General features: G+C 65.2%; 17 protein-coding genes and 1 tRNA gene. 4 read left to right on the top strand and 14 right to left on the bottom strand.

Features of this window, described 5'->3' with window-relative positions; genetic code table 11:
* Positions 1-51: 51 nt before the first annotated feature.
* Positions 52-1,983: a DNA topoisomerase (ATP-hydrolyzing) subunit B gene (gene gyrB / locus ACFQS4_RS07430; RefSeq protein WP_497903005.1), complete on the bottom strand. Its 1,932-nt coding sequence runs from the start codon at positions 1,981-1,983 to the stop codon at positions 52-54.
* A gap of 272 nt (positions 1,984-2,255) precedes the next feature.
* On the opposite strand from gyrB, the gene ACFQS4_RS07425 reads away from it, so the two are divergent.
* Positions 2,256-4,754, top strand: a complete 2,499-nt coding sequence (locus tag ACFQS4_RS07425; protein ID WP_497903004.1) for a DNA topoisomerase VI subunit B — start codon at positions 2,256-2,258, stop codon at positions 4,752-4,754.
* The gene (locus tag ACFQS4_RS07420) at positions 4,751-5,839 is read left to right on the top strand and encodes a DNA topoisomerase IV subunit A (protein ID WP_497903003.1); all 1,089 of its coding nucleotides are present in this window, start codon (positions 4,751-4,753) and stop codon (positions 5,837-5,839) included. The genes ACFQS4_RS07425 and ACFQS4_RS07420 overlap by 4 nt, the downstream gene beginning before the upstream one ends.
* Positions 5,840-5,842: 3 nt before the next feature.
* Here ACFQS4_RS07420 and ACFQS4_RS07415 read toward each other — a convergent pair whose 3' ends face one another.
* The 6 genes from ACFQS4_RS07415 to ACFQS4_RS07390 form a co-directional block, all read right to left on the bottom strand.
* Positions 5,843-6,841: a zinc ribbon domain-containing protein gene (locus ACFQS4_RS07415; RefSeq protein ID WP_497903002.1), complete on the bottom strand. Its 999-nt coding sequence runs from the start codon at positions 6,839-6,841 to the stop codon at positions 5,843-5,845.
* 77 nt (positions 6,842-6,918) lie between these two features.
* Positions 6,919-7,617 (bottom strand): MBL fold metallo-hydrolase, encoded by a 699-nt coding sequence (locus tag ACFQS4_RS07410; protein ID WP_497903001.1) that lies wholly within the window; start codon positions 7,615-7,617, stop codon positions 6,919-6,921.
* A gap of 75 nt (positions 7,618-7,692) precedes the next feature.
* On the bottom strand, positions 7,693-8,697 hold the full coding sequence (locus ACFQS4_RS07405) for a D-2-hydroxyacid dehydrogenase (RefSeq protein WP_497903000.1): 1,005 nt from the start codon (positions 8,695-8,697) through the stop codon (positions 7,693-7,695).
* A gap of 56 nt (positions 8,698-8,753) precedes the next feature.
* Positions 8,754-9,554, bottom strand: a complete 801-nt coding sequence (locus tag ACFQS4_RS07400; RefSeq protein ID WP_497902999.1) for an enoyl-CoA hydratase/isomerase family protein — start codon at positions 9,552-9,554, stop codon at positions 8,754-8,756.
* A gap of 244 nt (positions 9,555-9,798) precedes the next feature.
* Positions 9,799-9,880 (bottom strand) — tRNA-Ser (locus tag ACFQS4_RS07395).
* 30 nt (positions 9,881-9,910) lie between these two features.
* A complete protein-coding gene (locus ACFQS4_RS07390; protein WP_497902998.1) occupies positions 9,911-10,660 on the bottom strand; it encodes a hypothetical protein in 750 nt (249 codons plus the stop codon).
* A 78-nt stretch (positions 10,661-10,738) separates the two neighbouring features.
* On the opposite strand from ACFQS4_RS07390, the gene ACFQS4_RS07385 reads away from it, so the two are divergent.
* Positions 10,739-10,954, top strand: a complete 216-nt coding sequence (locus ACFQS4_RS07385; RefSeq protein WP_497902997.1) for a hypothetical protein — start codon at positions 10,739-10,741, stop codon at positions 10,952-10,954.
* A 74-nt stretch (positions 10,955-11,028) separates the two neighbouring features.
* Here the strand turns inward: ACFQS4_RS07385 and ACFQS4_RS07380 are convergent, their stop codons facing one another.
* The 3 genes from ACFQS4_RS07380 to ACFQS4_RS07370 all read right to left on the bottom strand — a co-directional run bounded on the left by ACFQS4_RS07380 (position 11,029) and on the right by ACFQS4_RS07370 (position 13,564).
* The gene (locus tag ACFQS4_RS07380) at positions 11,029-11,493 is read right to left on the bottom strand and encodes an ester cyclase (protein ID WP_497902996.1); all 465 of its coding nucleotides are present in this window, start codon (positions 11,491-11,493) and stop codon (positions 11,029-11,031) included.
* Positions 11,494-11,574: 81 nt separating this feature from the next.
* A complete protein-coding gene (locus tag ACFQS4_RS07375; RefSeq protein ID WP_497902995.1) occupies positions 11,575-12,756 on the bottom strand; it encodes a redox-regulated ATPase YchF in 1,182 nt (393 codons plus the stop codon).
* A 76-nt stretch (positions 12,757-12,832) separates the two neighbouring features.
* Positions 12,833-13,564: a GNAT family N-acetyltransferase gene (locus tag ACFQS4_RS07370; protein ID WP_497902994.1), complete on the bottom strand. Its 732-nt coding sequence runs from the start codon at positions 13,562-13,564 to the stop codon at positions 12,833-12,835.
* Between the two features lie 194 nt (positions 13,565-13,758).
* Here ACFQS4_RS07370 and ACFQS4_RS07365 point away from each other — a divergent pair, with 194 nt between their 5' ends.
* A complete protein-coding gene (locus tag ACFQS4_RS07365) occupies positions 13,759-14,199 on the top strand; it encodes a hypothetical protein (RefSeq protein WP_497902993.1) in 441 nt (146 codons plus the stop codon).
* Between the two features lie 129 nt (positions 14,200-14,328).
* Here ACFQS4_RS07365 and ACFQS4_RS07360 read toward each other — a convergent pair whose 3' ends face one another.
* From ACFQS4_RS07360 to ACFQS4_RS07345, 4 genes are read right to left on the bottom strand one after another with little or no spacing between them, the layout of a single operon-like run.
* Positions 14,329-14,685, bottom strand: a complete 357-nt coding sequence (locus ACFQS4_RS07360) for a DUF8055 family protein (RefSeq protein WP_497902992.1) — start codon at positions 14,683-14,685, stop codon at positions 14,329-14,331.
* Between the two features lie 4 nt (positions 14,686-14,689).
* Positions 14,690-16,366 (bottom strand): NAD(P)-binding protein, encoded by a 1,677-nt coding sequence (locus ACFQS4_RS07355; RefSeq protein ID WP_497902991.1) that lies wholly within the window; start codon positions 16,364-16,366, stop codon positions 14,690-14,692.
* Entirely contained in the window at positions 16,363-17,958 is a 1,596-nt protein-coding gene (locus ACFQS4_RS07350; RefSeq protein ID WP_497902990.1) for an electron transfer flavoprotein subunit alpha/FixB family protein, read from the bottom strand. The genes ACFQS4_RS07355 and ACFQS4_RS07350 overlap by 4 nt, the downstream gene beginning before the upstream one ends.
* A 2-nt stretch (positions 17,959-17,960) precedes the next feature.
* Positions 17,961-18,824, bottom strand: coding sequence for an electron transfer flavoprotein subunit beta/FixA family protein (locus tag ACFQS4_RS07345; RefSeq protein ID WP_497902989.1), 864 nt, complete (start codon positions 18,822-18,824; stop codon positions 17,961-17,963).
* Positions 18,825-19,003: the final 179 nt, after the last annotated feature.

Below are 19,003 nucleotides of genomic sequence, written 5' to 3'. Positions count from 1 at the left end.
TGTCGTGACTGCATCGTCGTCAGTCGGTGTGTGGCTGCGTACATGGCGCTATCAGATGTCGATCCACTCTGCCTCGGGGGCGTGGTCCTTGATGAACTGCTTTCGCGGCTCGACGGCATCACCCATCAGCACCGAGAACATGCGGTCGGCCGCTGCTGCGTCCTCGACTGCGATCTGCTTGAGGATGCGGTTGTCCGGATTCATCGTCGTACTCCAGAGCTGTTCGGGGTTCATCTCGCCAAGTCCCTTGAAGCGCTGGACCTGCGTTGGGTTGCCGTTGCACTTGTCCTCGACGATCTCGTCGCGCTCGGCGTCGGTCATCGCGTCGTAAGTCTTCCCGCGATACCGGATGCGGTACAGCGGCGGCTGGGTCGCGTAGACGTAGCCGCCCTCGAGCAGCGGACGCATGTGCCGGTAGAAGAACGTCAACAGCAGGGTCCGGATGTGGGCCCCGTCGACGTCGGCGTCGGTCGCCATGATGATCTTCTTGTACCGGATGTTGTCGATGTCGAACTCCTCGCCGATCCCCGCGCCGATGGCGGTGATCATGTTCCGGATCTCGTCGTTCTCGAGGATACGATCCAATCGGTGCTTCTCGACGTTGAGGATCTTCCCCTTGATGGGGAGGACGGCCTGGAACTCCGGATTGCGGGCCTGTTTCGCGCTGCCGCCCGCGGAGTCACCCTCCGCGATGAACAGTTCGGCCTCGTCGGGATCTTTGGTCTGACAGTCCGCGAGTTTGCCGGGGAGGGAAGTCGACGCGAGTGCCGATTTTCGCCGCGTGAGCTCTTCTGCCTTCTTCGCGGCCTTGCGGGCCTTCGCGGCCTCGACGGCCTTCATCACGATGGCCTGGGCGGTGTCGGGGTGTTCCTCGAAGTAGGTAGAGAGACCGTCGTGCATCGCGCTCTCGACGATGCCGCGCACCTCCGAGTTGCCGAGTTTCGTCTTCGTCTGCCCCTCGAACTGCGGATCGGGGTGTTTGATCGAGATGACCGCGGTGAGCCCCTCGCGGATGTCGTCGCCACGGAGGTTCTCCTCGAGGTCCGAGAGCAGGTCGTTCTCGCCCCCGTAGTCGTTGACCACGCGGGTGAGGGCGGTCTTGAAGCCCGTCAGGTGGGTCCCGCCCTCGCGCGTGTTGATGTTGTTGGCGAAGGCGTGAATCGAGCCCTGGAGCTCTTCGGTGGCCTGCATCGCCACCTCAACCTGGATGTTCTGGGCGTCGTCCTCGAAGTAGATGACGTCGTCGTGGAGGGAAGAGCGCGTCTCGTTGAGGTACTCGACGAACTCGCGAATCCCGCCGTCGTAGACGTAGGTGTCCTCGACCGGCTGACCCTCGTCGTCCGTCTCGCGCTCGTCACGGAGCGTGATCCGAACGCCGGAGTTGAGGAACGCGAGTTCGCGAAGCCGGTTCGAGAGTGTCGAGAAGGAGAACTCGGTCGTCTCGAAGATGTCGCGGTCGGGCCAGAAGGTGATCTGGGTACCTGTCTCCTCGTCGGGCTCGAGGTCGCGTACTCGCTCCATGTCTCCCTGTGGCTCGCCGTTCTCGAACGCGTGGGTGAAGACGCCGCCGTCGCGCTTGACGGTCACCTCGAAGCGTCCTGAGAGGGCGTTGACGACGGAAACGCCGACGCCGTGGAGCCCCCCGGAGACCTGGTAGGACTTGTTGTCGAACTTTCCACCGGCGTGGAGGACGGTGAGAATGACCTCGAGGGCCGGGCGGTCGTACTCCTCGTGGGTGTCGACGGGGATGCCGCGGCCGTCGTCGGCGACGCTCACCGCGCCGTCCTCGTGGATGGTCACGGTGATGTCGTCGCAGTGGCCGGCCAGCGCCTCGTCGATGGAGTTGTCCACGACCTCGTAGACGAGGTGGTGGAGTCCCCGCGTATCCGTCGAACCGATGTACATCGCCGGTCGCTTTTGGACCGCTTCCAGGCCCTCTAAGACCTGGATTTGTCCGGCGCCGTACTCGCTATCTTGAGACATACAAAACCTGATTGCGGGTAGTGGTCGGGGGGTAATAAAAGTCACGTACGCGCGCGAGCGCGCGATTTTCGGTCGGCTGTCACATGTCCCTCGAGCGATCGGTTACTCAGCGTCTCAAACTGGTCGTGGCACGTAGGCTTTCCTCGCCTCGAGCGCGCAGAGACGGAGCGAACGGAACGCGTGGAACGAACGAGTAGCGGCCGCCTGGAGCGTCGATCACTTTCACTACGGTAACGCACACCTTTTACCCCCGCCGCTACAACAGGACGACGATGACGTCGCTACAGTCGACACTCGGCGACGAGCCGGGGATCGCCGAGGAACTCGCTGACAACCAGCGAGCGATCTCCATCGCCGAGTTCTTCGAAAAGAACAAGCACATGCTGGGCTTCGACAGCGGTGCTCGCGGGCTCGTCACGGCCGTGAAGGAGGCCGTCGACAACGCTCTCGACGCCGCCGAAGAGTCCAGCATTCTCCCCGATATTTACGTCGAGATCCAGGAAGCCGACGACTACTATCGCCTGATCGTCGAGGACAACGGACCGGGAATCACGAAAGAATCGCTCCCGAAGGTCTTCGGGAAACTCCTCTACGGCTCTCGTTTCCACGCCCGCGAACAATCGCGCGGTCAGCAGGGAATCGGTATCTCCGCGGCAGTGCTCTACTCCCAGCTCACGAGTGGTAAACCCGCGAAGATCACCAGCCGAACCCAGGGCTCGAGCGAGGCCGAGTACTTCGAGTTGATCGTCGACACCGACGAGAACGAACCCGAGATCAGCGTCGCAGAGACGACCACCTGGGATCGCCCCCACGGCACCCGGATCGAACTCGAAATGGAGGCCAACATGCGCGCTCGCGCCCAGCTCCACGACTACATCAAGCACACCGCGGTCGTCAATCCTCACGCCCGCCTCGAGTTGCGCGAGCCCACGGCCCACTTCAAGTTCGAGCGGGCGACAGACCAGCTTCCCAAGGAGACCGAGGAGATTCGTCCCCACCCCCACGGAGTCGAACTGGGAACGGTAATCAAGATGCTCGCTGCGACCGGCTCCCACTCCGTCTCGGGGTTCCTCCAGGAGGAGTTCACCCGCGTCGGCAAAAAGACGGCCGATTCGATCATCGACGAGTTTCGCGACCGCCACTTCGGCCGCGAGATGGCCTGGAAGCCGCCTGCGAGCCACGAAGCCGCCGACGTCGCCGCGGCCGTCGAGAACTCCACGGCGAACAAGGGGGCGAAGGCAACGACCGACTTCGCCGAGGGAATCGCCGACGCCGTCTCGAGTCGGGACCGCATCGCCCACCACGAACTGTCGACGGTCGTCGAGGAGATCGCCGACGAAGTCGGTGACGAGTACGGCACGACGTTCGGATCGACGGTTCGCGAGAAGGCACTCGAATCGGCGTGGGCCGCCCTCGTCGGGCACGACGAGGCGGACGAGGAGGACGATCAGGACGAGCAAGAAGGCGCAGACGCCACGACCCCGGAAGACGTCTCCCGCATCGTCGCCGACCTCTACGAACTCAGCGACGACGCCACGAGCACCCGGAAGGACGACGAAGTCGTCCACGCCTTCGCCGTCCGCCTGGCCGGCACGTTCGAGGACCTCGAGGACGACCGCCATCGGCTCACCCGGAAGGCCCTCGAGTCCGCCGTCGACCGGGCCGCGGACCTGACCGAGGAGTACGACGACGTGGCGTTCGGCGAGACTGCCCGCGAGAACGTCGTCGAAGGAATCTGGGACGTGATGGTGACCGTCCCGGACGACACGCCGCTCGTTCGCGAACTCGCGAGCGACCGGGACGCCGCCAGCGACCTCGTCGAGGGGATGCGCGCGACGAACATCATGGCCCCACCGACGCGGTGTCTCTCGCCGATCACGGCAGATCTGGTCGAAGCCGGGCTGAAAAAGGAGTTCGACGCGGACTTCTACGCGGCGGCGACTCGCGACGCGGGCGTCTCCGGCGGTGACCCGTTCATCGTCGAGGCCGGCATCGCTTACGGCGGCGACCTCCCGGCCGAGGGCACCGCCGACGTCCTGCGGTTCGCGAACCGGGTGCCACTGGTCTACCAGCGCGGCGCCTGTGCGACCACCGACGTCGTCAAGAGCATCGGTTGGCGCAACTACGGCCTCGACCAGCCCGGAGGCTCCGGGATACCGACCGGACCCGCCGTGATCATGGTCCACGTTGCCTCGACGAACGTGCCGTTCACGAGCGAGTCCAAGGACGCCATCGCGAACGTCCCCGAGATCGAAGACGAGATCGAACTCGCCATCCGCGAGGCCGCTCGCGAACTCAAGCGCTACCTCAACAAACGGCGCTCGATGCAAAAGCGTCAACAGAAACAGAACGTCCTCGGCAAGATCCTCCCGGAGATGGCCGAGAAGGTCGCCGAAGTGACGGGGCGCGACCAGCCCGACATCGACGACGCCGTGGCACGGATCATGAACAACGTCCTGGTCGAGCGTCACCTCGAGGACGGTGACGGCGACGGTGGCGATGATGGCGACACATCGACGGTCAAACTCGTCGTCGAGAACCACTCGAGCACGAGCGAGACCCTCGAGATAACCGACATCGTCTCCGCCGAACCGCGGAACCTCTCCGACGGCGCCTCGGCTGTCGAGATGGACGGTGAGTGGTTCGTCTCCTGGGAAGCGGACGTCCCCGGTGGCGAGGAGGCGACTCTCGAATACGACGTGTCGAGCGAGGCGACGTTCGACATCGACGTCAAGGGCGTCGACGCGGAAAAACTGACGATCACATCATGAGCACGGACGAATCACAGGCCAGAGCACAGTTGATCGACCTCGCCGCCCAGTTCTACGACCAGTTCGAACTGGGCGAAATTCCCCACATGGAGGTCCCGACCCGATCGAAGAGCAACATCGAACTCGACGAGGAGGCCAACGTCTGGGTCTACGGCGACCGAACGTCGACCCGGAGCGCCAACTCCGTTCGCGGTGCCCGGAAGCTCCTCAAGGCTATCTACACCATCGAGTTCCTGGCAAATCAGCTCGAGGAGGATCGCTCCTCGACCCTGCGTGAACTCTACTACCTCTCGGAAAGCTGGGACAACGAGGAGGCCCAGTTCAACGACCAGGACGAGTCCAACCAGCTCGTCGAGGACCTCGAAATCGTGAGCGCGGTCACCCGCGAGGACTTCCACATGCGCCCCGAGGAGTCGGGAGCGACGATCATGGGGCCGCTGTACCTGCGCGAGCAGACCCGCCGGGGCGAGCGCGACATCCACTGCCAGGAGGACGTCGGCGAGGGCGGTTACCAGATTCCAAACAACCCCGACACGATCGAGTTCCTCGACAGCGATGCCGAGTTCATACTCTGCGTGGAGACCGGCGGAATGCGCGACCGACTCGTCGAGAACGGCTTCGACGACGAGTACGGCGCGCTCATCGTCCACCTCAAGGGTCAGCCCGCTCGAGCGACCCGTCGAATCACCAAACGGCTCCACGACGAACTCGAGCTTCCGGTGACGGTCTTTACCGACGGCGACCCGTGGTCGTACCGCATCTTCGGCTCGGTCGCCTACGGCTCGATCAAGTCCGCCCACCTCTCTGAGTACCTGGCGACGCCCGAAGCGCAGTTCATCGGCATCCAGCCCGCCGATATCGTCGAGTACGACCTCCCGACCGACCCGCTCTCGGACTCGGACGTCAACGCCCTCGAGAACGAACTCACCGATCCCCGGTTCCAGACCGACTACTGGAAAGAACAGATCGAACTGCAACTCGAGATCGGGAAGAAGGCCGAGCAGCAGGCGCTCGCCTCGCGCGGCCTAGACTTCGTGACGGACACGTACCTGCCGGAGCGACTCGAGGAAATGGGCGTCATCTGATTATCAGGACGTTTTCATTTCTGCGTCCGGTTCCGTCGCTTCGGTCGCCAGTTCGTCGTTCGCTTCGAATCCGTCGTCCATCTCGAGCGCGTCACGGATCGAACCGGCGGAGGGATCGGCGTAGGCACAGCGGTCGCAGTAGCAGTTCGAGCCCGCGTTCGTCGTGACGATCGGAACGCCGGCGACGACCAGTTCTTGCCGGTAGGTTCGTTCGACGCCGTTGACGACCGGCTCGAGACAGCCCGTGCAGCGTTTTTCGGGGGCGTGGACGCTCCGCTCCTCGATCGACCTCGTTCGACCGTTCGTCGTGATCGGTTTTCGACGCTCGAGACGGCTCCTGGCTGGCGGCGAAACGACGATTCCAGTACCGAGAGCGAGCGCGCCGACCAGGAACCCGCCGAGACTCGCGCTCGAGGCGACGATCCAGAGCCCGAGTGCCAGGAGGGCGAGTGACACGAACGTCGAGAGCCACCTCGAGCGTCGTGTCGGTTCGTTTCCCGCTCGAGCGGACGGACTCGCTCGCTCACGAGCGGGCGAATCCACCGACGGCGAATCGTCGGCGTGGAGGACTGTCCGCTCTGTTCGGTCGAAGTAACAGATCGCCGCGTAGATTGCGTTCGCGAGTCCCATCGTCCACCAGACCGTGATCGCTGCGATCAGCAGGTGGGTTCGCGTGGAGCCGAGGCTCCGTCGCACGAGGGTCGCGCTGTCGTCCGTTCGGTCCTCGACTCGCCAGCCGTCTTCGACGTGTCGTCGGACCCGGCGGCGGAGTCGCGCTCGCTGCGCCGGGCTCGCAGTTGACTGCAGGCCTGACGACCCCCGGGAGCGTACGGCCCACTGCAGCAGTTCGGTCACGGCTCCGCTCGAGGTGGCTTGATCCCGGCTGGAATCGCCGACGTCGCCGTCGACAGCCGTCCCGCACTGGCCACAGAAGTTCGCTTGCCTGGAGAGGCGACTCCCGCAGGATTCACAGAACCGACTCGAGGCTCGAGGTCCGTCCATCACCGGTGAGTACGGGTCGCGGGACGTAATTGTTGTGGGGACCACATGTTATGCTGACGGTCACGCGGACGGGACGATCACTCGTCCAGGACGACCGGGACGCCTCGCCTCGCCACGTCGAGCACGAACGCGTCGGCGTCGGTCTCGAGCGCCTCGAACGTGTCGTAGTGGATCGGGAGGACGAGGTCGGGACGGATCGTCTCGGCGAGGTCGGCGACGTCGTGGCGATCCATCGTGTAACTGCCGCCGATCGGCGGGAGCAAGAGGTCGACGTCCAGTCGCTCGTGGACCGAGAGGACGTCGGTGTCGCCCGGCCAGAACGCACAGATGCCGTCGATCGTCACGCCGAAGCCACAGCCCTCGCCCTCGGGGTGGTAGGGCGAGCCATCGTCGCGGGTGTACGGACCGTTCGGCTCGTTGTACGCGGGCGTCGTGAAGAGGTCGAGCGGGCCGAGGACGAACGACTCGTCCTCCCGGACTCGTTCGGCCTCGTAGGGGAGGGCCTCGGGTTGTTCGTCGACCCGGTCGATCTCGTCGGCGTCGACGGCCTCGTGAACCACGACGATGGCGTCCTCGTGCGCGACGCGCCGGATGCCGTCGGGGTCGTAGTGATGGTCGTGGCTCACGAGAACCAGGTCGCCGTCCTGCGGCTCGAGGTCGTCCAGCACGCCGTACCGGCCGGGGTCGAGGTAGACGACGGTGCCGGTCTCGCCCTCGAGGCGGACGGTCGCGTAGCCGAGCCAGTCGATGCAAAGCGAGTCGAAGGTGACGGTCATAGCGGCCTTTCGGCCAGCGAGCCGAAAAGGGTTGTCGCTGCGGTCGACACCGACGTCCCGGTTCCGACCGTTCGGCTACGACCGGGGCAGCACCTGGTTCTCGAGCCCCTCGTACGACCCTGACTCGAGCACGCGTTCGACGTTCCCGGCGACGATGTCCGCCAGGCGGTCGTAGTACTTCGGCGTGTGCCCCGAGTTGTGTGGGGTGATCTGGACGTTCTCGAGCGTCCACAGCGGGTGATCTTCCGGCAGGGGTTCGGGATCCGTGACGTCCAGCGAGGCCCCGCGGATGCCGTTGCGCCGGAGCGCCGAGACGAGCGCGTCGGTGTCGATGACCGGGCCGCGGGCGACGTTGATCACGACCGCGTTCGGCGGGAGGGTGTCGAACGCCGCCGCGTCGACCAGCCCCCGGGTCTCGTCGGTGAGCGGACACGCCAACACGAGGTAGTCGGTTCGAGAGAGCGCGTCGTGGAAATCGTCCGCGTCGAAGCCGTAAATTTCGTCCGCCGGGCCGTCCTTCTTCGGCGTGTAGCGGACGCCCTGGATGTCGACGCCGAACGGCTCGAGTCGCTCACAGACGGATCGACCGATCGCACCGAGGCCGACGACCGTCACCGTCGAGCCCTGCAACTCGTGGGCCTGGTAGTGGCGCCACTCCCGGCGGCGCTGACGGCGGGACGCAACGTGGAACCGGCGGGTGAACCAGAGGATCGCCCCTAGAACGTGTTCGCCGATGTTGGGGCCGTGGACACCCGACGCGTTCGTCACCGTAACGCCCATCTCCTCGAGGGTCTCGAGGGGCAGGTGGCCGGTGCCCGCGTAGGCACAGGCGAACAACTCTAGGTTCTCGGCGTGCTCGAGCAGCGACTCGTCGATCGTCATCCCGGTGACGATCTCGGCATTCCGGATCGCCTCCCGTTCTTCGGCTGGCGTGCTGGCGACGGTAATCTCGACGTCCGGGTTCGACACGCGTTCTCGTAGCGCGTTCGCGTACTCTCTGATGGGGGTTCCGTGCGTTCCCTTGCAGAGGACAAGTATCGAGAGGTCCTCGCCGCTCCAACCGCTGTCCGTCTCGGTCATATCGCTACCCTCACGTCGATTCCTCTTGAACCTGTGGTCGGTCTGGGCTACCTCGATCACTCTCCCCTGAACGTCGGCGACTCCTTCTCGAGAAACCCGCGCAAGCCCGCCGCGTAGTCGGCCGTCGACGCCAGGTCGGTAATTCGTTCCTGTTCCTCCTCGAGGTGGGCCTCCAGCCCGTTCGTCGAGGAGGCCGAAAACAGGCGCTTGATCTCCGCGTAGGCCTTCGTCGGACCGCTCGCGAGTTCCGAGGCGACGGCCTCGAGGCGGTCGTCGAACTGCTCGGAGGCGACGGCTTCGGTCGCCAGTCCCAGTTCGACGGCCTCCTCGGCGTCGATTGGCTCATCCAGGAACGCGATCCGCTGGGCCGTCCGCCGACCGACGAGTCGCGGCAAGAACCACGTCGCCCCGCCGTCGCCCGAGAGGCCGATCTTCGGGTAGGCGTACTCGAACCGGGCGTCCCCGGCGGCGAGGACGACGTCACCCGCGAGGGCGAGTCCGAGTCCGCCGCCGGCGACGACGCCGTTGACGCCCGTCACGACCGGTTTCGGCGCCGAGACGAGCGTCGAGACGGTTTCGTGAAGGGGCGTCGCGATGGCCTCGAGGCGCTCGGCGTCCGTCTCGTCGCCCTCGAACGTCGAGAGGTCCGCTCCCGTGTTGAATACGGCACCGGTACCGGTGAGCACGAGACACCGGACCGCGTCGTCTTCCGCTGCCTGTGTCACCGTCTCGGCGAGCGTTCGGGCGACCGTCGCGTCCATCGCGTTGTGACGCTCCGGTCTGTCGACGGTGATCGTCGCGATTCCGTCGTCGTGCTCGAGTCGAATGGCGTCCGTGTCAGTGTCTGTCCCGGTCATACGCGTCTCGAGGCTCGAGACCGAGAAAAAGGTGGGTGATCGCCGTGGCGCACGTGGACGATTCGCTGGTTTCGGCAGTCGACAGCAATCCTCGAGTTGGTCACACTATACCATTTGTAGTAATATCGAGCGAGCGCTCGCTCACGATGCTCGCTGTGCGCGACCTCCCTGATTCAAATCCCAACGTTCGTGTTTTCCTATTTGCGGCCCTCCTCGCTACGCTCGTCGGTTGTTCAAAGGAAAACGGTGAGGATGGGATTTGAACCCATGAGGCTTGCGCCACCTGCTTTCAAGGCAGGCGCGTTGGGCCGCTCTGCCACCTCACCTCGAGCCGCACGTCGTCCTTTCCGACCGAATCAAAAAGCGTTGTCGGTCTCGAGGACCGAAAGGATCCGCTCCGGCGCGACTCGCCCCGCCAGCCGGCGGGCTCGAGCCTCGGCAGCCGTCCCGACGAGTCCCCGAGGATCCGTCACCGTCGGCACCCGCGGCGCGAATCCGACCCCCAGGTCGGCGTCGTTCGCTCGAGTCGTCAGCGTCGACACCGCCGGCTCCGCGAAGGCGTCCGTGAAGTTGATCGGTTCCGTGAACGCCGCCAGGTACACGTCCCCGCCCTGGGAGGGGCCGAGGACGACCTCGTTGCGACGCAGCGACATCGCCACGCCGTCGATCTCCGTCCGCCCGACGAGGGGTGCCGTCGGCTCGAGCACCCCGACGCTCTGGACTTCCTCGCGCTCGAGGAGGTGCGTTACCGTGTTGCCGACGCGAGCGGCCCGATTCGAACCAACCTGGCGCTCGAATCGGACGGCTTCGGCGCCGTCAGCGTCTCCGGCGTCACCGTCGAGGCTCTCGAGATCCCCGAGAGCCTCGAGTACCATCGCCCGAACGGCCGCCTCGGGGTCGTCGACGGCCATGTCGTCGGGCAGAGTCTCCTCGTCGCGGTAGTTGATCAGCAGGTCGCCACCGCTCGAGGCGACGGCGTCCACGACGTCGGCGACCATCGCCCGGTAGTACTCTGGCCAGTCTGCGGACGCGAACGAGTCGTGCTCGAGCAGCGAGTCGGGAGCCAGCGCCTCGTGGGGCGGGTCGACGGGAACGACGACGATCATACCCGAAACGGGGGCCGCCGCGGCCTTGAAGCCGTCGAAGCCTCAACCTATATACGGCTCTCGAGCGTCGTGTCGGGCATGCATCGCGTCGTCTCCGGTCTCGGAGTTCCGCTCGTGACCGCCGGCCTGGTTGCGGCCGCCCTCTGGACCGTCGTTGACACCTACGTCGTCCAATCGTACACCGAGTACCTGCTGCCGACGGCTGGCGCCCTCGTCGTCGCTTTCGCGTTCGTCTTCGCGTTGTTCGTCCTGGGCGCGCGGTCGGATCGGTGGCTCAGCAGCCCGTACTGGTGAAACAGAACTGAGGGACGGGTACACACTCGAGCACTACCTGACCCGAGACGCGCAAAAATCGAACGTTGGGACACTCACACCGGCGTCGGCTCGAGATCCTCTGGCGAGGAGACGATGCCGAGTTGTCGAAGGGCATCCAGGCTGTCCGACTCCTCCCAGCGCTCGACGATCATCCCGTCCTCGAGTCGCATGAAGACCATGTTCGATCCCTCGAGCCGCTCGCCCGTGGGGTCGAATCCGGCGAACCGCCCCTCGTGCGTGCCCGCAAACGTGAATCGAACGGCGACCGTGTCGCCCTCGGCGACCATGTCCTCGATCGTCACCGTCGCGCCATCGAACGCCTCGTGAGCGGCCTCGACGTGGCGGACGAATCCCTCGAACCCCCTTGCCTGCTCGGGCGTGAGCGTCTCGTCCGAGACCGGGTCGTGGTTGACGACGTTCTCGGCAATTAGCTCCTCGAGCAGGTCGGTTCGACCCTCGTTGAAAGCTATTTCGTAGTACCGGCGAACGATCTCCTTGTTCTCTGCTGCAGTGTTCATAGCTAGCTCACCACACGATATAGGACTCGAGCGCGTATAACGTGCGTCTCAGGGTTTTCTACGGGTCACGTCGTCGACCGGTCAGGACGCCGTCGAGACGATCTTGATCACGTCGCCCTCCTCGAGTTCGTAGCTGTCGCTGATCTCCCTCGAGCTGCGAGCGTCGACCGCGTGGAGGTAGCCGTCGCCGATGTCCGAGTGGACGGCGTACGCCAGATCGACCGGCGTCGACCCCTGCGCCAGGAGGAAGGCGTCGGGGAGCACGTTCCCGCTCCCGTCGGACCACTTCGCCGCGTCCTGGACGGGGTAGGCGGTGAGGTGTGCGAGCAACTCGTAGACCGCGTAGTCCAGCGCGCCCTGGACGCCGGTGCCGTCCCAGCGGGCCATCGTCTCCTGGAGCCCCTCGAGGGCCTCGCGCTGGGCGTCGCTGACGTCGCCGGTGATCTCGAAGTCGGCGTCGCCCGGGTCGTAGTCGATCAGTCCGCCCTCGGCGGCGTTCCGGAGGGCTCGCTCGCCCTCGGCCGACGTCGGAATCACGGGTTTGTCGAGGTCGAGTAGCCGGTCGACGTTCTCCTCGGGCGCGACGTCGATCTTGTTCGCCGCGACGACGATCGGCTTGGTCCGCTGGCGGATCTCGGTCGCCAGCGCCTCGTGGTCGTCGTCGGTCCACTGGATCGGGTCAGCGGGGTACTCGAGTTCGCGCAGAATCCGGGCGATGTCGGTGGGTGAGGCGCCGAAGCCCGACATCATGTCCCCCAGCACCTCGTCGAGGTCGAAGTCGGGCGAGCGAGACTTGCGCTCGACGCCCTCCCAGTTGCGCTCGACGATGCCGGCGAGCCACATGTCCATCTCCGTCTCGACGAAGTCGATGTCCTCGAGCGGGTCGTGGCTCCCGATGTCGACGGGTTCGCCCTTCTCGTTGGTCCCGCCGGAGGCGTCGATCACGTTGACGATCACGTCCGCGTTGGTGAGTTCGTCGAGGAACTGGTTGCCAAGTCCCTTCCCCTCATGGGCGCCGGGTACGAGTCCTGCGACGTCCAGCAGTTCGATCGGGACATAGCGCTTGCCGTCGTGGCAGTTCTCGTTCCCGCAACGTTCCTCGCGCTCGAGACAGGGGCACTCGGTGCGGACGTAGCTGACCCCGCGGTTGGCGTCGATCGTGGTGAACGGGTAGTTCGCGACGTCGACGCCGGCCATCGTCGCCGCAGTGTAGAACGTGGACTTGCCGGCGTTGGGCTTCCCGGCAAGCGCTATCGAGAGCATACCGTCCGTTGCCGGGATCGGGAAAACTGTCTTTCGGTTCTCGGAGTTCGCTCGAGCCGTCCAAACGAAAGCGGCGTTACAGTTCGAGGGCCATCATCACTTCGTCGACGTACTCGCCCTCGAGCTTGTAGTGATCCTCGCGAATCGCTTCGACCTCCCAGCCGTGTCTCTCGAGGAAGGCGATGGCGTCCTCGTTGCTCGAGGGGACGCTGTTGTACACTTTCTCGTAGGCATTGCTGCCGGCCCACTCGAGCCCGCGCGAGAGGAGGTGTGAGCCGATCCCGTTCCCGCGATACTCCTCGATGACGCCGACCGTGAGTTCGGCCGTGTGGCTCAGTTTCTCGAGTTCGGGCGCGTGGAGGTGGACCCAGCCAACGACCTCGTCGCCGACGGTCGCGACGAAGAACATCCTGGACTCGAGTTCGTTGTGCCGGAGCAAGGCGTTCTGGTGGTCGACCTCGTCGGCGACGCTCTCGGCGACGATGTAGGTTCGCTCCTCGGCGACCTGCCGAATCGCGCCGACGATTCCCGCGAGGTCGTCCTGGCGGGCCGGGCGAATGTGGAACTCGAGGTCGTCGCTCTGGTACTCCTCTTCGGCACCCGCATCGATCGCTACCTGCAGGCGACCGTTGCGGTCCTCGAGCCGGCCGTCGCGTTTGAGGATGGCGACGTGGTGGCGGAAACCGCCGGGATCGATCCGGAGGCGCTCCTGAGCGTCGTCGGGGTCGACCGCCCCGTGGCGTTCGACGTACTCGTAGATTCGTTTGCGGTCCTCGTGCCCGAATTCGATCTCTTCGGCGAACGTCATGGCATGCTATAACGCACCAGTATACTTAACCGTTGTTCACAGTGACCGCGCCGTCGGGTGGGCGCCTACTTCAAAGCACAAACTATACACCCCGAACGGTTTCTCCCCCGACTCGAATCCTCGAGTGCGCCAGTTGGTCGAACCGACGGATTGATAACCCGTTCGTGAGAGACCGATACGAGCGCAAACGACGAATGAACGGAATCGATCTACTGGTTGCTGTAATCGCCCTCCCGATAACGGTACTGCTCGGCCTGGTCGCCCACGAGTGGGCCCACGCCCTGGTGCTTCGACTCGCCGGCATCGACTACGACGTCGTGTACTTTCCCGACCGACGCGACGGCGTCCTCGCCGCCCTGGCGAGCTGTCCCTGGGCGGCCGTGCACCCGCGGCCGACCGGGGACGAACCCCCCTGGCAGCTTCGGACCGCGGCAATGATCCCATTCGTGCTCGCGGTGCCCGCGCTGGTCCTCGCAACCGCGTTTCCAAGTTCGCATCCGGCCGTCGCCGCCGTCCTCGTCGGCTGGCTAGCGTGTTCGATTCCTTCCCCGCAGGACTTCTCCGTGGCGTTTTACGCCCACCGCGTGCTCGAGGAGACGGCTGAATCGGCGACGGTCGTCACCCAATCGCCGTAACGGACGGGGAGCGAACCGCATCTCTGGCAGTTGTCCGTTTCCAACGATCCCAGACCCGATAGTGGAGCGTGGGTCGGCCTCCTGACTCCGCTACAGGTGGCTTCACGCTCGATTCGAGCGGTGGCGCCCTTACCGCTCTGGAACCCGCGTCAACAACTGTGCCGTATCGAAAACATTTCGCGTCTCGAGCAACACTTCTGCGGCTTCGCGAACGGTGAACTCGGCCTCGAGTTCGACGCCGTGACAGCGGGCGTATAGCTCGAGCCAGCCGTTCATCGACGTCCGCAGGGCAGCCAACTCCGGTTCCGAAAACGGGACCATTCGGCCACCCGTTCGCGCCTCGACGTAGAGCCAGATCGCCTGTCCGGCCCCGTCCCGAAGGTACTGCCGTCCGTCTGAGACCGTGGCAGCCGCCGGATCGAACGCCTCGCGGTCGCGCTCGGCCCGGCGCTCGAGGGCGGCGATCCGGGGACCGTACCGGCTCATTTAGCTACCCCTGCCGGAACTCGACGCCCTTCCCGCCGCGGGGGTGTTCCCACTCGGTGTCGGCGACGATGGCACAGGTGCCACACTCGACACAGGGTTGGGTGTCGAGACTGACGACCGTCTCCTCGCCGCCGTTGGTTTTGACGGTTTCCGAGCGGTAACAGCCCCCGCCGAAGTCCTCGGCGCTGACCGGGCAGGCGTAGACGGCGGCGCCGCTCGCCTCGACAGAGTTGTCGCGCAAGCGGATGTGTGGATTGCCGACGTCAGTGTCGTAGGTCAGATCGCCGATGCGCTCTTCCAGCGTCGGCGGTTCGACCTCATTGTCCCAGTGGATCGTCCGCCCCTGCTTTTCCCCGATGATCGACGGCAGGGTGGTGTAGCCCGTCTCCGTGTCGGGGAGCATCCCGACGAGGGTCGGGGAGTTGTACGCCCTCTCGAGTAGCCGATTCGAGAGTCGATTCCCGACGGCGGCAGAGCCGACCGGCGAGTCGAGGACGCCTTCGATCGCCCGCGTCACGAGGCCGTGCTCGCCGACGGGGCTCGTCATCTCGTAGCGTCGCGGACGGAGTTTGCCCATCGTGCCCGACTGCTCGAGCATCGTGGTGTACCGTCGCCCGGCCGACTCGGCGTCGGCGTTTCCGCGGGTGACCGCGTGGGCGTCCGCCGCGAGCGCACCCGCGGTCACCGCGTGGTTCATCCCCTTGATGATCGGCCCCTGGGCCTGCATCTGGCCGCCCGCGTCGCCGACGAGCACGAGGCGGTCGCTGTAGGGCTCGCGGTTGGCAACCTTCTTCGAGTCGGGGACGAGTTTCGCGCCGTACTCGAGTTCGACGTACTCCTCGTCGAGCCACTGGGCGAGCAGTGGGTGCGTGAGCAGGGCGTCGAGCAATTCGTGCGGCTCCGCCTGCTCGGCCACGAGGCTGTCCAGGTGGAAGACGGTCCCGATCGAGAGGGTGTCCTCGTTAGTGTAGAGGAAGCCGCCGCCGCGGACGTCGTCGAAGAGGTCGCCCGAGAAGAGGTGGGCGACGCCCTCGCCCTCCTCGATGTCGAAGCGGTCGTTGATGACTTCGGGGTCCATCTCGACGACCGCCTTGACGCCCTGGAACCACTCGTCGGACTCCTCCCAGTCCATCAGGCCAGCGTCGCGTGCCAGTTCGGAGTTGACCCCGTCGGCGGCGACGATGAAGTCAGCCGTGATGGGATCGAGTTCGTCGCAGGTGACGCCCACGATCTCGCCGTTTTCCCGCAGGAGGCCGTTGACGCGTACGTCGGTCAACAACCCGCCCCCGGTTTCGCTCGTCAGTTCGTGGACCCGGTCCTCGAGCCAGCCGTCCATTCGACGTCGGAGGACGGCGTCACACCACTCGGTGTCGTGCTCGTGGAGGTCGGTCAGGTCGTAGGACTTGACCTTCCGGCCGGCGATGTTGTGGATCTCGTAGTCGGTGATCGGCCGTTCGGACGCTTCCTCCCGGAAGTTCGGGAAGAAGTCGTCGATCGTGTACGGCGCGGACTCCTCGGCGTAGATGAGACCGCCCGAGACGTTCTTCGAGCCAGCCTCGACTCCCCGCTCCAGGACGAGCGTTTCGATGCCGTGCTGAGCCAGTCGCGCCGCCGCGGCCGCCCCGCCGGGGCCACAGCCGACGACGACGGCTTCGTAGTGTTCGTAGTCGCTCTCTGTCATTTGCTTTCACCTCCGTCGGCAGCGGCCTCCATGGGTAACTCCCCGGACTTCACCGCCTCGGTGAGCCGCGGCAGCACGTCGAAGAGGTCGCCCTCGATGAAGTAGTCGCTGAAGTCCCTGATCGTCGCCTCCGGATCGGTGTTGATGGCGACAATGGTGTCCGACTCGTCCATGCCGACCTTGTGCTGGACCGCTCCGGAGACGCCAGCGGCGATGTACAGCGGCGGTGCGACGACCTGCCCCGTCTCGCCGATCTGACGCTCTTCCTTCGAGTACTGCTCGACGTGGCCCTCGAACTGGTAGGACGAAGTGACGATGCCCCGGGTGATTCCAAGGGCGGCGTCCTCGAAGGCGTCGGCCAACTCGAGGCCGAGTTCCATCCCGAGAGTTGGGTCGTCGCTGATACCGCGTCCGAGACAGACGACGACCTCGTGACCCGTGAGGTCGACGCCACCCTCGAGCGTGTCGTGTTCGGTAATCTCGACGCTGAACCACTCGTCCTCGAGGTCCATCTCGTGTTCGACGACGAGCCCATCGCGGTCGTAGTCGGGCTCGGGGACGTCGAACGTCCCCGGAATCACGGACGCACCTTGCGGGTGGAAGTCCCGGTCGGGGTTGTCCAGACAGAGGATGGTCGAGTACTCGAAGCCCGAGAAGTCCGGGCGCTTCATGTGGAGCACGCGCTCGAACGTCTTCTTGACGCCGGGCTCGCCGGTCTTGACCGGGTTCGAAATCTTCTCGGGTTCGATGAAGAGGTCCGAACAGTCCGAGGCCAGCCCCGAGTCGAGTTCGCCCTGGACGAGCGCCGAGAGGTCCCGCCCGTTGTTCGTCGCCGGGTAGAGAGCGTAGCGCGGTTCGTCGTAGTCGCGCCAGTCGGTGCTCTCCTCGCTCCCCTGCCCACGGGCCATGTGCGCTGTGATCCGGGTGAAGGGCGTGTGCAGGAACCGCTCGAGGCGGTCGTCCTCGTAGTAGACGGCGACGTCGGCCCCGTAGGCGATGGTCTCCTCGGCCAGGTCCCGACAGTCGTCGCCCATGAGGAAGGCGACGACGTTCTCTTCCTCGTACTCCTCGGCGTAGTCGTCCATCAGTTCGCGGGCTTTCCCGAGCATCTCCTTCGAGACGTCGAGCAGTTCGCCCTGCTGGGTCTCACAGAACACCCACATGTCGCGGTAGGTGCCGCCCTGGAGCGCGCGGACGTGCTTTTTGTCTCGGGTTGGGTGGGAGAGTCCGTCGTCTTCTTCCTCTTCGTCTTCCGATTCTTCTGCTTCGTCGGCTTCCTCCTCGGCATCCGCTTCGTCCACGGCCTCAGTCGTCTCCTCAGAATCCGACTCGGTCTCTACTTCCTCGCCTTCGGCGTCCTCGCCAACATCCTCCCGCGTCTCCTCGTACTCGCCCTCGGTCTCGTCGTCGGTTTCGGTCCCGGCGTCCTCGCCGAGTACCTCGAGCCGTCGCTCGATCACTTCGCGGGCCGTCTTCCGGTTCTGCCCGGTCTGTTCGGCCTCGAGGACCGACTGGACCGTCTCGAGGTCGTCGACCGCGTCCAGTTCGTCGCGTAGTTCGTCTACCGTGTGCTCGTCCGGATCCAGTGTCATGATCAGTCACCCGTCGCAAACGGCTGCAGTTCTTCGAGAACCTGTCCCATCCCGTCGTCGTCGCCCGGATCGACCATCGTGGCCTCCCGCTCGGAGGGTGCTTTCGGAATCGGGTCGACCGAGGAGACGATGGTGGGCGAGCCGTCCAGCCCGATGTAGTCCGGATCGAGGTTGAGATCCTGGTGGTTCCAGGTCGTCAGTTCCTCCTCGTGATCGGCCACCCGCTCCTGGGTCTCGGCGCGGAGTCGCTTGTGCTCGAGGCGGTGGGCTGCCTTCCGGTAGGTCGGCTCGAACTCCGGATCGGCGATGACGACACACGGCAGGGGCGCCTCGACCGTCTCGATCTCGTCGACGTCGCCCTCGACGAGACGCTTCGCTCGCAGCATTCCCTCGTCGGGGTCGATGTCCAGCGCCAGGACGTGCGTGACGATCGGCCAGTCGAGACACCAGGTCGTCTGTGGACCGGTGTGACCCGTCTCCCCGTCGGCCGTCTTGAAGCCCGCGAACACCAGGTCGACGTCCGCGATCGCCTCCTGGTACTTCTCGATCCCCGCCGAGAGCGTGATCGCGGTCGCCCACGTGTCCGACGCCGCGAGTTCGCGATCCGAGAGCAGGATGCTGTCGTCGGCGTACACCGACCCCATCGCTTCCTCCAGGACGCTCGCGTAACTCGGCGGCCCCATACTCATCCCGGTGACGTGGCCGCCGTGTCGAACTTTCGTCTGCAGGGCGGCCTGGAGCGCGAAGTAGTCGTTCGGGTTCATCACTGTCGGCGTCTTCCCCCGCTCGAGGTGGCCGTCCTCGTCGAAGGAGACGGCCCCCTCCGAGAAGTCCGGGACGCCTTTCGTCAGCACTACCGATCGCATACTCGCCTCCACTCACGTGGTATGTTTGTTCGTATCATGCCTAGTACGTTCCATCACAACAGGTGTTATTAAGAATGGTGGTGAAATCCGCTGACGTGGCGGTTTTTTTCGACCCACGAGCCGTTTTTTCCGACGGACGCGGCGGTAGCACGCGCTCGAGGCGTCACACTATGGTCGTC

The organism is Saliphagus sp. GCM10025317, from assembly GCF_042663665.1.
GTDB lineage: Archaea > Halobacteriota > Halobacteria > Halobacteriales > Natrialbaceae > Natronosalvus.
The sequence above is the reverse complement of the archived record's forward strand: the minus strand, read 5'-3'. Positions and strand labels throughout refer to the sequence as shown.

Coding starts and splice junctions, on each gene's coding strand:
- gyrB (WP_497903005.1), bottom strand. CDS start 1,983: ATGTCTCAAGATAGCGAGTACGGCGCCGGACAAATCCAGGTCTTAGAG.
- ACFQS4_RS07425 (WP_497903004.1), top strand. CDS start 2,256: ATGACGTCGCTACAGTCGACACTCGGCGACGAGCCGGGGATCGCCGAG.
- ACFQS4_RS07420 (WP_497903003.1), top strand. CDS start 4,751: ATGAGCACGGACGAATCACAGGCCAGAGCACAGTTGATCGACCTCGCC.
- ACFQS4_RS07415 (WP_497903002.1), bottom strand. CDS start 6,841: ATGGACGGACCTCGAGCCTCGAGTCGGTTCTGTGAATCCTGCGGGAGT.
- ACFQS4_RS07410 (WP_497903001.1), bottom strand. CDS start 7,617: ATGACCGTCACCTTCGACTCGCTTTGCATCGACTGGCTCGGCTACGCG.
- ACFQS4_RS07405 (WP_497903000.1), bottom strand. CDS start 8,697: ATGACCGAGACGGACAGCGGTTGGAGCGGCGAGGACCTCTCGATACTT.
- ACFQS4_RS07400 (WP_497902999.1), bottom strand. CDS start 9,554: ATGACCGGGACAGACACTGACACGGACGCCATTCGACTCGAGCACGAC.
- ACFQS4_RS07390 (WP_497902998.1), bottom strand. CDS start 10,660: ATGATCGTCGTCGTTCCCGTCGACCCGCCCCACGAGGCGCTGGCTCCC.
- ACFQS4_RS07385 (WP_497902997.1), top strand. CDS start 10,739: ATGCATCGCGTCGTCTCCGGTCTCGGAGTTCCGCTCGTGACCGCCGGC.
- ACFQS4_RS07380 (WP_497902996.1), bottom strand. CDS start 11,493: ATGAACACTGCAGCAGAGAACAAGGAGATCGTTCGCCGGTACTACGAA.
- ACFQS4_RS07375 (WP_497902995.1), bottom strand. CDS start 12,756: ATGCTCTCGATAGCGCTTGCCGGGAAGCCCAACGCCGGCAAGTCCACG.
- ACFQS4_RS07370 (WP_497902994.1), bottom strand. CDS start 13,564: ATGACGTTCGCCGAAGAGATCGAATTCGGGCACGAGGACCGCAAACGA.
- ACFQS4_RS07365 (WP_497902993.1), top strand. CDS start 13,759: ATGAACGGAATCGATCTACTGGTTGCTGTAATCGCCCTCCCGATAACG.
- ACFQS4_RS07360 (WP_497902992.1), bottom strand. CDS start 14,685: ATGAGCCGGTACGGTCCCCGGATCGCCGCCCTCGAGCGCCGGGCCGAG.
- ACFQS4_RS07355 (WP_497902991.1), bottom strand. CDS start 16,366: ATGACAGAGAGCGACTACGAACACTACGAAGCCGTCGTCGTCGGCTGT.
- ACFQS4_RS07350 (WP_497902990.1), bottom strand. CDS start 17,958: ATGACACTGGATCCGGACGAGCACACGGTAGACGAACTACGCGACGAA.
- ACFQS4_RS07345 (WP_497902989.1), bottom strand. CDS start 18,824: ATGCGATCGGTAGTGCTGACGAAAGGCGTCCCGGACTTCTCGGAGGGG.